This is a genomic window from Trebonia kvetii, from assembly GCF_007827045.1.
In the GTDB taxonomy this organism is placed as follows: Bacteria; Actinomycetota; Actinomycetes; order Streptosporangiales; family Streptosporangiaceae; genus Trebonia; species Trebonia kvetii.
This window is the reverse complement of record NZ_RPFW01000001.1, coordinates 1740537-1752802: the sequence shown is the minus strand read 5'-3', so window position 1 is coordinate 1752802 and position 12266 is coordinate 1740537. Positions and strand designations below refer to the sequence as shown.

12 protein-coding genes are annotated in these 12266 nt (G+C 68.4%); 3 read left to right on the top strand and 9 right to left on the bottom strand.

The window, feature by feature from the left end:
• Positions 1 to 5 precede the first annotated feature (5 nt).
• The 8 genes from gatB to EAS64_RS07930 form a co-directional block, all read right to left on the bottom strand.
• Positions 6 to 1490 carry an Asp-tRNA(Asn)/Glu-tRNA(Gln) amidotransferase subunit GatB gene (gatB, locus tag EAS64_RS07965; protein WP_145851974.1) on the bottom strand — a complete coding sequence of 495 codons (1485 nt, stop codon included), beginning with the start codon at positions 1488 to 1490 and terminating at the stop codon, positions 6 to 8.
• Between the two features lie 2 nt (positions 1491 to 1492).
• On the bottom strand, positions 1493 to 2980 hold the full coding sequence (gatA, locus tag EAS64_RS07960) for an Asp-tRNA(Asn)/Glu-tRNA(Gln) amidotransferase subunit GatA (protein ID WP_145851973.1): 1488 nt from the start codon (positions 2978 to 2980) through the stop codon (positions 1493 to 1495).
• A gap of 2 nt (positions 2981 to 2982) precedes the next feature.
• Positions 2983 to 3276: an Asp-tRNA(Asn)/Glu-tRNA(Gln) amidotransferase subunit GatC gene (gene gatC / locus EAS64_RS07955; RefSeq protein WP_145851972.1), complete on the bottom strand. Its 294-nt coding sequence runs from the start codon at positions 3274 to 3276 to the stop codon at positions 2983 to 2985.
• A gap of 149 nt (positions 3277 to 3425) precedes the next feature.
• Positions 3426 to 5600 carry an acyltransferase family protein gene (locus tag EAS64_RS07950; RefSeq protein ID WP_281283207.1) on the bottom strand — a complete coding sequence of 725 codons (2175 nt, stop codon included), beginning with the start codon at positions 5598 to 5600 and terminating at the stop codon, positions 3426 to 3428.
• Positions 5597 to 7072 (bottom strand): AMP-binding protein, encoded by a 1476-nt coding sequence (locus EAS64_RS07945; RefSeq protein ID WP_145851970.1) that lies wholly within the window; start codon positions 7070 to 7072, stop codon positions 5597 to 5599. Before EAS64_RS07945 ends, EAS64_RS07950 begins: the two co-directional genes overlap by 4 nt.
• On the bottom strand, positions 7072 to 7473 hold the full coding sequence (locus EAS64_RS07940; RefSeq protein ID WP_145851969.1) for a VOC family protein: 402 nt from the start codon (positions 7471 to 7473) through the stop codon (positions 7072 to 7074). The genes EAS64_RS07945 and EAS64_RS07940 overlap by 1 nt, the downstream gene beginning before the upstream one ends.
• 19 nt (positions 7474 to 7492) lie before the next feature.
• Positions 7493 to 8257, bottom strand: coding sequence for a phosphosulfolactate synthase (locus EAS64_RS07935; RefSeq protein ID WP_145851968.1), 765 nt, complete (start codon positions 8255 to 8257; stop codon positions 7493 to 7495).
• On the bottom strand, positions 8254 to 8883 hold the full coding sequence (locus EAS64_RS07930) for a histidine phosphatase family protein (protein WP_187365758.1): 630 nt from the start codon (positions 8881 to 8883) through the stop codon (positions 8254 to 8256). Before EAS64_RS07930 ends, EAS64_RS07935 begins: the two co-directional genes overlap by 4 nt.
• Positions 8884 to 9080: 197 nt before the next feature.
• On the opposite strand from EAS64_RS07930, the gene EAS64_RS07925 reads away from it, so the two are divergent.
• Both EAS64_RS07925 and EAS64_RS07920 read left to right on the top strand, forming a co-directional pair.
• Positions 9081 to 9782 (top strand): response regulator transcription factor, encoded by a 702-nt coding sequence (locus EAS64_RS07925; protein ID WP_145851966.1) that lies wholly within the window; start codon positions 9081 to 9083, stop codon positions 9780 to 9782.
• Complete coding sequence (locus EAS64_RS07920; RefSeq protein WP_145851965.1) at positions 9779 to 11149, top strand: sensor histidine kinase; 1371 nt, start codon at positions 9779 to 9781, stop codon at positions 11147 to 11149. The genes EAS64_RS07925 and EAS64_RS07920 overlap by 4 nt, the downstream gene beginning before the upstream one ends.
• Here the strand turns inward: EAS64_RS07920 and EAS64_RS07915 are convergent.
• Positions 11118 to 11864, bottom strand: a complete 747-nt coding sequence (locus EAS64_RS07915; protein WP_187365757.1) for a CE1 family esterase — start codon at positions 11862 to 11864, stop codon at positions 11118 to 11120. The genes EAS64_RS07920 and EAS64_RS07915 overlap by 32 nt on opposite strands.
• Positions 11865 to 11868: 4 nt before the next feature.
• On the opposite strand from EAS64_RS07915, the gene EAS64_RS07910 reads away from it, so the two are divergent.
• The gene (locus EAS64_RS07910; RefSeq protein ID WP_145851963.1) at positions 11869 to 12171 is read left to right on the top strand and encodes a hypothetical protein; all 303 of its coding nucleotides are present in this window, start codon (positions 11869 to 11871) and stop codon (positions 12169 to 12171) included.
• Positions 12172 to 12266 lie beyond the last annotated feature (95 nt).

Sequence of the window (12266 nt, the reverse complement as noted above, 5' to 3'; positions counted from 1 at the left end):
GCGGTCTAGGCGAGGCGCTCCACGATCAGGTCCTTGACCCTGGCGGCGTCCGCCTTGCCGCGGGTGGCCTTCATCACCGAGCCGACGAGCACCCCGGCCGCCTGCGGCTTGCCGCCGCGGATCTTCTCCGCCACGTCAGGGTTGGCCGCGATCGCTTCGTCGATGGCGGCGAGCAGCGCGGAGTCGTCGCTGACGACGGCGAGACCGCGTTCGGCCACCACCTCGTCCGGCGTGCCCTCGCCGTCCAGGACGGCCTCGATGACCTGCCGGGCAAGCCGGTCGTTGAGCGTGCCAGCGGCCACGAGGGCGGACACGCGCGCCACGTCGGCCGGGGTGATCGCCAGCTCGGACACCTCGACGCCAGAGTCGTTGGCGCGCCGCGCCAGCTCGCCGAGCCACCACTTGCGTGCGTCCGCCGAGGAAGCGCCCGCCGCGACGGTCTCCTCCACCGCGTCGAGTGCGCCCGCGTTGCGCAGCGCCTCAAACTCGAGTTCCGACAGCGACCACGCCTCGATCAGCCGGGCCCGGCGGGCGGACGGCAGCTCTGGCAGCGACTTCCTGATGGTCTCCACCCAGTCGGCGGCCGGGGCCACCGGCACCAGGTCGGGCTCGGGGAAGTACCGGTAGTCCTGTGCCTCTTCCTTTGACCGGCCTGAGGTGGTCGCCCCGGTGTCCTCGTGGAAGTGCCGCGTCTCCTGGATCACCCGGCGGCCCTCATCGAGCACCTCGGCCTGGCGCGCGACCTCGGAGCGGACGGCCCGCTCAACCGAGCGCAGCGAGTTCACGTTCTTGGTCTCGGTCCGCGTGCCCCACTTGTCGGACCCGATGAGCGCGATCGACGTGTTCACGTCGCACCGCATCGAGCCCTCTTCCATCCGCACGTCGGAGACGTCGAGCGACCGCAGGACGTCGCGCAGCTCGGTGACGTACGCCTTCGCGACTTCGGGTGCGAGGAACCCGGTGCCCGGGACCGGCTTGGTGACGATCTCGACCAGCGGGATGCCCGCCCGGTTGTAGTCGACAAGGGAGTACTCGGCCCCCTGAATGCGCCCGGTCGCACCGCCGACGTGCAGCGACTTGCCGGTGTCCTCCTCGAGGTGCACGCGCTCGATGCCGACCCGCACCGTCTTGCCGCCGACGGCCACGTCCAGGTACCCGTCGGAGCACAGTGGCTCGTCGTACTGGGAGATCTGGAAGTCCTTCGGCATGTCCGGGTAGAAGTAGTTCTTCCGCGCGAACCGGCACCAGGAGGCGATCGAGCAGTTCAGCGCCAGCCCAATCTTGATCGTGTACTCGATGGCCTTGGCGTTGACGACCGGCAGCGAGCCAGGCAGGCCGAGGCACACCGGGCAAGTGTGCGTGTTCGGGTCGGCGCCGAACGTCGTGATGCAGCCGCAGAACATCTTGGTCGTGGTGCCGAGCTCGACGTGCGTCTCAAGACCGAAGGTCGGCTCGTACTTCTGCAGCGCTTCTTCGTATGTCGCGGTCACAGCTAAAACAGCCCTTTCGCCTCGGCGAGCAACGGGTGCCCCCACCGTTCGGTAAACGCTGCCTCGACCGCCGCGGCCACCCGGTAGAGCCGGTCGTCGGCCAGCGGCGGCGCCATTATCTGCAGGCCAACGGGCAGGCCGTCCTCCGGCGCCACTCCGATCGGCACCGAGATCGCCGCGTTCCCGGCCAGGTTGGACGGGATCGTGCACAGGTCAGCCAGGTACATCGCCATCGGGTCGTCGGCGCGCTCGCCGATGTCGAACGCGGTGGTCGGCGTCGGCGGCGAGATGAGAACGTCCACCTGGCTGAAGGCGTTCTGGAAGTCCCTGATGATCAGCGTCCGCACCTGCTGCGCCTTGCCGTAGTAGGCGTCGTAGTAACCGCTGGACAGGGCGTAGGTGCCGAGCATGATCCGCCGCTTGACCTCGGCGCCGAAACCCTGCGCCCGGGTGACCGCCATGACCTCCTCGGCCGAGCCGCCCCCGGCCCGCAGGCCGTACCGCATCCCGTCGAACCTGGCCAGGTTGGACGACGCCTCGCTTGGCGCGATCAGGTAGTACGCGGGGAGCGCGTACTTGAAGTGCGGGCAGCTGACTTCGGTGACTTTCGCGCCGAGCGATTCGAGCAGTTCGACCGCCTCGGTGAACCTGGTCATCACGCCTGACTGATAGCCGTCGCCGGAGAACTCGCTGACGATGCCGATCCTGAGCCCGGCCACGTCACCGTGGCGGGCGGCCTCGACCACCGGCGGCACCGGGGCGTCGATCGACGTGGAGTCCATCGGGTCGTGGCCCGACATGACCTCATGCAGGAGGGCGGCGTCGAGGACCGTCCGGCCGAACGGCCCGGGGGTGTCAAGGGATGACGCGAACGCGACCACGCCGTACCTTGAGTTGCCGCCGTAGGTCGGCTTGGTGCCGACGATCCCGCATACCGCGGCCGGCTGGCGGATCGAGCCGCCGGTGTCGGTGCCGAGCGCGAGCGGTGCCTCGTAGGCGGCCACGGCGGCGGCGCTGCCGCCAGAAGAACCGCCAGGGACCTTGGACAGGTTCCATGGGTTGTGCGACGGCCCGTACCCGGAGTTCTCGGTGGAGGAGCCCATCGCGAACTCGTCCATGTTGGTCTTGCCGATGAGGACGGCCCCGGCGTCCCGCAGTCGCCGCGTCACAGTCGACTCGTACGGCGGTACCCAGCCGTCGAGGATCTTCGACCCGCAGGTGGTCGGCAGCCCGATGGTGGCGAACAGGTCCTTGACCGCGACGGGGACGCCGGCGAGCGCGCCGAGCGGCTCGCCCGCCGCCCGCTTGCGGTCCACCTCGCGCGCCTGCGCGAGCGCGTCCTCGGCGTTCACGTGCAGGAACGCCTTCACGGAACCGTCTACCGCGGCGATCCTGTCCAGGTGCGCCGCGGCGACCTCAACCGCCGATGCCTCGCCTGAGGCGACGGCGGCGGAAAGTTCGGCCGCCGTCTTCTTGATCAGCTCGCTCATCCCTACTCCTCGACCAGGATCCGCGGGACCTTGAACCGCTGCAGCTCTACGGCAGGCGCGCCGGACAGCGCTTCCTCCGGGGTGAGGCAGGCGATTGGCTCATCGGCGCGGAACACGTTGACCAGGCCGGTCGCGTGCGTGGTTGGCGGGATGCCGTCCGCCGCGACCTCCTGCACCTGCGCGACCGACGAGATGATCTGGTCGAGCTGCGGGGCAAGGTGGTCAAGCTCTTCGTCGCTGAGCGCGAGCCGGGACAGCCGGGCCAGGTGAGCGACCTCGTCGCGGGTAATCGGCATGACCCCATCCTAGGGCGCACGGAGCGTGAACCCGTAAGCGATTAACCGGCTGGTAACGGCGGCCGCCAAAGACACGCAGTAAGCAGCGTGTCACTTAGCGTAAAGCTGGTCGATGCCCGGTTACACGGGTCAGGTGACGTCTCAGCCGGTTACGACCTCGGCTGCGCCGCGAGCTTGGTGTTGGTGAAGAAGGCCCAGATCACCTGCGACGCGGCCGGCTTGCTGTTCGGCGGTCTCGGGTAGAGGTGCTTGCCCGTCGTGTACACCGCGAACCCGACGCGCGAGCCCTTCGCGCAGTCCGGCCACACGGTGTAGGTCAGGTTTCCCGACTTTTCGGTGACCGTCTTCGTCGAGCACCCGTCGGTCTCACGCAGCCGCGCGATCTGGACGGTGGCGGCGGGCGATTCCTGGCCCTTTTCGCTGGGCAAGTACGGTACCCGGTTGTCGTCAAGGGACGCGATCTGCATGATCTTCATCTCGTCAAGGACTTCGCAGCCGGGTATCGGGTCCGTCTTGACCATGGCGTAGCCGTCGAACAGGGTCGGGTTGGTGCAGGCGATCCGGTAGGCGAGGCGGCCGCCGTTGCTGTATCCCATGACGTAGATCGGGTGCGTGTGCCCCGGGTCGACCTTCGGCACGAGCGCCTCGATGAATCCGAGGTCGTTGACGGCCGCATTGGCTGCCCAGGAGCAGCAGCCGACCGCGTTCCACGTCTCCCGGTAGGCCAGCGGGTAGACGAGCTCCGCCTTGCCCGCCTTGACGTACGAGGTGAACTGGTCGCGGTTGATCTCCTGGTTCTGGCCCGCGTAGATGCCGGACAGCACCAGGATGATCGGCGCGTCCGCAGCCAGCCCGCTCTTCGGCGAGAGGGTGGTGTAGCTGCGGGTCATGTCGCCCACCTGCATCTTGCTGACCGAGGTGTTCCACGGCCGGTCGATCGCGTTGACGATCTTGGTGCCGGCGAATGCGCCGACGCTGGCCACCAGGGCGATTGACACCAGGATCGCCACGACGCGCGGCGACGGCTTGAACCGCTCGATCAGGCGGCTGAGGCGGCTGGCCTGCCGGTGCTTGGACTTGGCTCCCTTGTACTCGCGGCCGGTGAGCAGGAGGCTGAACGGGGTGCGCCGCACGGCGGACGCGATCACCCAGGACACCGCGTAGATGAACGGCACCATGATCAGCAGCAGGATCAGCACCTCGATGCTGGAGTGGTGCAGCCGGTGCATGGCACCGAGCAGGCCGCCGTCCGAACCGAAGTAGCTGGAGCCGATGATCAGCAGCAGCACCTGAAGGACCAGCGGGTGCGCCAGGTAGATGCCGAACGAGCTGGCAGAACCGGCGGCGGCGAACTTGCGCCCGCGTGCGCCGCGGTCGCTCCACAGCAGGCCGGCCGCGAGCAGTGCCATGCCGAAGGCGAGCGACTCGAAGATGACGACCGGCTGGAAGACCGCGCTCGCGTTGCCTGGCGTGGCCCCGTAAACCTCGATCTCGATCAGGTACACCGCGATACCGGCGGCCACGCCGGTCCCGGCCACGACGGCGATCCTGGGAATGGTGCCGATATGCCGCCTGGTGAACGCGCATAGCTCATCGAAGTGCCAGCCGGCGATCGCGCCGCCGATGACATACAGCAGGTAGGTCTGGACGTAATAGCCCCGCCCCGCGGTGCTCAGGAACTGGGCCCACAGCGAGGTGCCGTGCCTGCCGACGTGGTAATGCAGCCCGATCGTCAGCACGAGTTGGTACACGCACGCGGCGGCGAACAGCCACCAGTGGTAGCCCTCGGTCTTCTTAAGCACCCAGCGGATCAGCGGGAACAGCAGGTAGATCTGCATGCTGACCAGCAGGAAGTACATGTGGTACCGGGCGCCGGCGAACTCCAGGTCATGGATGAACGCGTCGGGGAACGCGCCGCGCGTGTGTCCGTTGGCCGCGTAGTAGATGGCCGACCACGCGATGTACGCGGGGAGCACCAGCCAGAACCGGCGCTTCCAGAACTTGACCGGCTTCAGCTCGCGGTGCCCGTAGTTGTAGCTCAGCACCAGCGCGGTGAGCAGGAGGAACAGCTCGCGGCTGGTGTGGAAGATGGTGGTGACCGCGCCCATGGTCATGGTGACGTGCCCGCCGGCGAAGGCGAGCGTGTGCACGCCCACCACGAACACCATGATGATCAGCCGGATGCCGTCGAACGCGACGATGTGCGGGCGCGAACGGCGTACAGCCGCGACAGCGGGTGCTGGCGCGGCTGGCCTGGGGGGCGGTGGAGGGCCGGGCTCGCCGACTGACTCCTGCGGGCCATGGTCTGACAAGGTAGAACTCACAGTCGTGCCGCCACGGCTTCCTTCAGCAGTCGTCGGGAGATCTTCCCGGTCGGCCCCAGCGGCATCTCCTCGACAAGGCAGAACTCGCTCGGCTGCTTGTGGCGGGGCAGCCGCTCTGCGCAGACCTCGCGCAGCAGGGTCTCAATCTCGGCCGCGACGGTGTCGCCGTGCGGCACCACGTAGGCGACCGGCCGTTCGCCGAGGACCTCGTCGACCGCGCCGATCACGGCGGCGGAGCGAACGCCAGGCTGGGCGAGCAGGATCTCCTCGATCTCCCGCGGGTAGATCTTCTCCCCGCCGCGATTGATCACGTCGTCGGAGCGCCCGACGAGGAACAGGTAGCCCTCATCGTCCAGGTATCCGAGGTCGCCGGTGTCGAGCCAGCCGTCGGCGTCAATCGCGCCTGGCCGTCCGCCTGATGCGTACGCCGTGATGGTGCCTGCGCCGCGGATGGTGACCCGCCCGATCTCGCCCGCGTCCGCCGTTCCGCCGCCCGGCACGGAGATGCGCACCTGCGAGGCGGCCGGCAGGCCGGCGGACCCCGGCTTGCGCGGCCCGTCGAGCGGGTTGGCGGTGATCATGCTGGCCGCCTCGGTCATGCCGTACGTCTCGATGATCGGGACGCCGAGACCGTTCTCGAACCGTGCGAGCGCGGCGAGCGGCAGCGGCGCGGAGGCCGAGCGCACGAAGCGCAGCCCCGCGGGCGGCTCCGCCGGCGGGTCCATCGCGAGGATCGAGATGATCGCGGGCACTGCGTTGATCCAGGTGATCTCCCGCTCGGTCATCCGGTCCCAGAACCCGCGCCTGCTGAACTTGCGGTCCACGGCCAGGTACGCGCCCGCGCGGAGCGTGCCGAGCACCCCGACGACTTCGGCGTTGACGTGGAACAGCGGCAGCGAGCAGTACCCGCGGTCATCCTTGGTGAGCTTGTGCCAGTCCACCACGCTCGACGCCACATGGGCCAGCTGCTCGTCGCGCAGCAGGATGCCCTTGGGCGTGCCGGTGGTCCCGCTGGTGCACAGGAAGATCCCGCCATCGGTACCGGTCGTCAGCGGGTCAGAATCAAGAACGCTGACCCCGAACGGGTACGTCGCTTCGCCGCCACCCGCCGCAGTCTCCGCACCGATGGGGTGCCGGCTGGTGATGGTGGCCGCGGGACGCGCCACGCTGAGCACTCGCGCGATGTTGGCGTCGGGCGCACCGGGGTCGAGCGGCACCGCGACCCGGCGGGCGGCGATGATCGACACCATCGCGACGGCATAGTCGAGCGGATCGGCGAGCCTGACCTGGATCCGGGCGCCGTGCGGAAGGCCCGCGTCATCCAGGCGCCGCTCCGTGTCGCGGACCACGTCCAGCAGGCCTGCGTACGTGATGCTCGCCGAACTACGGGCGTCCGCGAGGTAGACGTCATCGCCGTAGCACGCGGCTGCCTCGTCGATCCACGCCCTTATGACATTGTGATTGGCGTCCACTAGTACATCATCCGAGGGTCGTTGTAGTGCTTGAACTCCAGCAGGTTCCCGGTCGGGTCGGTGAGCACGAACGTGCGGTGCTCCTCAACGAGGCCCTCAAACCGCAGTGACACCTCGTAGTAGAACGGGATCTTCCTGGTGACCGCGCAGGCGTGCAGCGCCTCGAAGTCGGCGGCCTCGCGGAACGTGACACCGAAGTGCCTTGGGTACAGGCTCTCCGGGGCGGCGGGCTCGCCAGGGGTCAGATGGCACACCAGCTGGTCCCCGAAGAAGTCGAGGGTGATCCTATCGTCATACCGCCGGGCAAGCTTGCAGCCCAGCTTGGTGACGTAAAACTCCTGCGCCGCATCAAGATCATGCGTGGGGATGGCGAGGTGAAAGACGTCGGAAGTGGTTCGCACGGTCTGCCTAACTGGTTGATTACTCGAACTTGGTCAGGGTGTCGGAGCGCAGCCCGAGGCGGAGCGTCTCCAGGCCGATGACCCCCTGTGCCGGCACGTTGCCCAGGTTCACGTTGGGACCGATTCGAGTGATCATATGTGTCTGGAGGGCGGTGTTGGGGGCCTCAAAAAGCAGGGTGTCGATGCCGATGCCCGCGGAGAGCACGTCTTCGATCAGGCCGTACCGCAGCTGGCCGTCGGGGCGGCAGATGCCGGAAGATCCGCTTTCCCTGGCCTCAAGCGTGACGAGTGAGGCGCCCGCGTCGATGTCTTCCTTGATGGAGGCCACCCACTCGCTCGGCGGCAGCATCTCCGAGCGTCCCGGGTCCTTGAAGCCGACCTCGGAGACGATCGTGAAGTCGCCCGCGAGCTTGCGGATGTACCCCGCCTTCTCGGCGTTGGGCATCTCAATCGTGCCGTTGGATACCTCGATGTGCCGACACGAATGCTCTTCGCAGAAGCGACGATACTCCTCGAATCGCCCCTGAAGGACAAACTTCTCGAACAGTGTGCCGCCGAAGTAGAACTCGATCCCGTGGCTATCGAGGACGCCGATCTTCTCTTCCAGGCAGCCGGTGACGACCGACGTGCCCCAGCCGAACTTGACGAAGTCGATGTACTCGGCGCCGAGCTCGATCAGGTCGGTGAACAGGCGAAGCGGGATACCCCCGTCGATCACCATCGTCAGGCCGCTTGTCCGCGGCTTAACCGCCCTGTCAGGCAGCGTCAGCACGGTCCGGTTCATCGGTTTCCTCCTCGGGGTTGGGTACCGAATTCAGCGATTCGCAGCGTGGTGGCGTTACTCACCGGGCGCCACGTCATCTGGTCAACGGGGACGCCGTGCAGGTAGGCGTCGAGTACGCGCAGCGTGCCGCCGTGCGCGATGGCGAGCACGTCGCCCGGGGGCGCGTCGTCCGCTTCGCGAAGCTCGGCGGCGAGGGCATCGGCGAAGGCGGCGGCGCGCAGGTAGAAGTCGCGCACCGACTCGCCGCCGGGTGGCCTGATGTCGGGATCGAAGACGAGCCCGTCGGCGACGCCGGTAAGCGCCGGGTCGACCGAGGCGAGCGGTGTGCCCTCGAGCACGCCGAACGACCGCTCGCGCAGCCGCGCGTCGGTGCGCACGGGCAGGCCGAGCACCGCTGCGAACGCGGCGGCGGTCTGCCGGGCCCGGCACAGATCGCTTGCGTAGATGGCGCGGATCTCGCGGCCGCGAAAGCCGTCCGCGGCTTCGGCGGCCTGGCGCAGCCCGCGCTCGGTAAGCTCGGCATCGTCGTTGTGACCTTGGCAGATGCCTGCGATATTCCAGGTGGACTCGCCATGCCGGACGAGCCAGAGCGCCGGGCCTGTGGCCGGTTCGATGCTCTCGGACACTGCTGGGACAGCGGTGGCTGTACTTGACAGCGTTCGGGGGATCATGGCATGCAGCGTGGTGATCGATTGTTAAGAGATGCTTAAAATGTAACGGGCTTCAGGCAACTCTCAGTCTTCTCGCAGGCTTGGCTGGTTCATTTTCGCTGTGCAGGTACCGACCCGTGGGGCACCCTCCCACCCGCCACGAAGCACGTCCGATGGACAGGGTTAATCCACCGGACGTGCGGTCACGGCTGCTCGTCGTCGACGATGACAACGACGTTCGTGACTCGCTGCGGCTCGCCCTGGGATACGCCGGATACGCGGTGACTACGGCGGCCAACGGCGCGGAGGCGCTGAGCGCGGTGGCGCAGTCGCCGGTCGACCTGATCATCCTGGACGTGCTGATGCCCATGCTGAACGGACTGGACACCTGCCGCCAGCTGCGCAGCAGGGGAGACGCCACCCCGGTCCTCGTGCTGACCGCGCGGGACGCGATCGATGACCGGGTGGCCGGGCTCGAGGCAGGCGCCGACGACTACCTGGTAAAGCCGTTCGCGCTGCGCGAACTGCTCGCCCGGGTCAACGCGCTGCTGCGGCGTACGAAGCCCGCTCGGGACCTCCTCGGCTACGCCGACCTGACGCTCGACCTCACCACGCACACCGTGATGCGCGCCGGGTCTCACGTCGTGCTAACCAGAATCGAGTTTTCCCTGCTCGAACTGCTGGTCAGGAATGCCGAGCAGGTGCTCAGCTATGACGTGATCACCGACCGGGTGTGGGGCTATGGCGAGGCACCTGCCTCGAACGCGCTCCAGGTCTTCGTCGCGCTGCTGCGCCGCAAGCTTGAGGCCGACGGCCTGCAGCGCCTCGTGCACAACGTGCGCGGCGTCGGCTACGTGCTGCGGACCTTGCCGTGAGAAGCAGGATCACGCTGAAGACCAGGTTCACCCTGGTCGCGGCCGGCGCGGTGGCGGCGGTCGCGCTTGCCATCACCGCGGTCGCCTTCCTCGCCATCCGCACCGACCTGCAGAACCAGGTTCGCACCGAGGTCGCGGCGCGGGCGGACAGCGTGGTGCACGAGGCCCGCCAGTACCGGGGGCGCATCCCGGACCACTGGATCCCGCCGCACTCGTCCGGGTTCGGCGTGCTCACCTACACGCAGCTCATCACGGCCGACGGCGAGGCCTGGACGCCCGAGGGCGACACCGGCCTGCTCGAGCCGAGCAAGGCGGCCATCGGCGTCGCGGCGGGCAAGGTCGCCGCCTTCTACGCCTTCGCGCAGGTCAACGGAACCCAGTCCATGGTGCTCACCGCCCCGCTGGCCCGCGGCCTCGCCATGCAGGTCGCCGAGCCGCTCACGTCAACCAACCTCGAGGTCACCAGCGTCGGCGCGACACTGGCGATACTCAGCGCGATCGGCGTGTTCGCGGCCACACTGCTCGGCTGGGGCGTGGCGCGGGCCGGACTCGCGCCGGTATCCAGGCTGGCAAGCGTCGCGGAAGAGGTCTCGCTGACCGGCGATCCGGACAGGCGAGTCGAGGTGGGCCGCAGGGACGAACTCGGCAGGCTCGCCACGACGTTCAACGCGATGCTCGGCGCGCTGCAGCGGTCGCTCACCGCGCAGCGTCGGCTGGTCAGCGACGCCAGCCATGAGCTGCGCACACCGCTCGCCAGCCTGCGGCTCAACGTCGAGGTTCTCGCGGAAAACCCCGAGATGCCCGCCGCGGAGCGCCAGGAGGTGCTCTCCCGGGTGACCAACCAGGTCGCCGAGCTCAGCCGCCTGGTCGCCAGCGTGACCGACCTGGCAAGGGGCGAACCGCCTGCCACCGACCGCTCGGCCGTCCACCTCAACGCCGTCGTCGCCGACGCCCTCGAGGCAGCGCGGCGGGACTGGCCGAAGACTGAGTTCACCGCCTACCTGGCCGGAGGCGTCGTCGAAGGCAGCGCGGAACGACTGCGCGTCGCGGTCAAGAACCTGCTCGACAACGCGGCCAAGTTCGGCCCGCCGGAAGGACCGGTCCGGATCAGGCTGGCCGGCGGCCGCCTCACCATCCGTGACCACGGGCCAGGCATCCCGGAAGACGACCTGCCGTTCGTCTTCGACCGCTTCTACCGCGCGCTGTCCTCCCGCTCGGCCCCCGGCTCAGGCCTTGGCCTCGCCGTCGTCCGCGAGATTGTGGTCGGCCACGGCGGAACGATCGCCGCCGAGGCGGCGCCGCGCGGCGGAACCATCATGCGGCTGACGCTGCCGCTTATGGGAGCGGGGCAAGACCCCGCTTCGTGAAGAAGGACCACATCACCGGAGCCGCGCCGGGAACGCTGGCCGGCGGGCGCGGGAAGGAGTGCTTCCCGTCCTTCCACACCGCGAGTGCGAGCCGGTTGCCGCTCGCGCAGTTGGTCCACGTGGTCCAGGCGTACATGTTGCCCGGGTGGATCACGCTGGCCGGCGCTCCGCACTTGAGTGCCTTGTGCAGCCGCCCGACCACGGTGGTGACCGGCAGCGGCTCACGGCCCTTCCCGGGCTGGCTGTAGGACACCTCCGGGTCGTCGAGCGACGCGACCTGGATGATCGAGGTCGGCTTGCTGACCGCGCAGTCGACCATTGGGCCGCCCTTCACCATCCCGTAGGCGTTGAACAGGCCAGGGGTCGTGCAGGCCACCCGGTAGGCAAGGCGAGCGCCGTTGCTGTAGCCGACGAGGAAGATGTGCCGGGTATGACCTGGGTCGAGCTTGGCCACCAGCGCCTTCATGAAGCCGAGGTCGTCCACCTTGTGCGCCGACGCGTAGCCGCAGCAGCCGATGGCGTTCCACGACTCGCCGAGACCCACCGGGTACACGATCTCCGCCATCCCCGCCGCGGCGTAGGGAGTGAACTGGTCCCTGGTGATCTCCGAGGCGACGGTGGCACGGAGGCCGGCCAGCGACACGATCACCGGGGCGGTCTTCGGCAGCGGCTTGACCGGCGCGATGACCTCGTAAGTACGGGTCAGCTTGCCCACCTTCATGGTGTACGTCTTCGTCGTGGTGGTCGACGCCGCCATCTTGGCGCCCGCGGTAGTGGCGTCGCTCGGCGACGTGGCTGCGCTTGGCGACTTAGCTGGGCTCGGGGACTTGCTCGCGCTGGCCGGCGTGCTGGCACTAGCCGGTGTGCTCGCGCTCGGCGCCTTGCTCGCCGCGCTGGCTGACGGCGAGGCGCTGTTCGCGGAATGCGCACTGGCGCTGACCGCACGTGAACACGAGAACCCCGTGAGACCCAGCGTGATAAGGACCGCAATGATCCCAGCGATTCTCCGCATAACCCGATGACCCGTCCTTCGCTCGCTCGCTGATCCCGCCGGAGTGCAGGAATGCCTCAGACGCCGCCGCGCCAGCACAGCGTACCCCGCGTTGCGCCAGGTTCC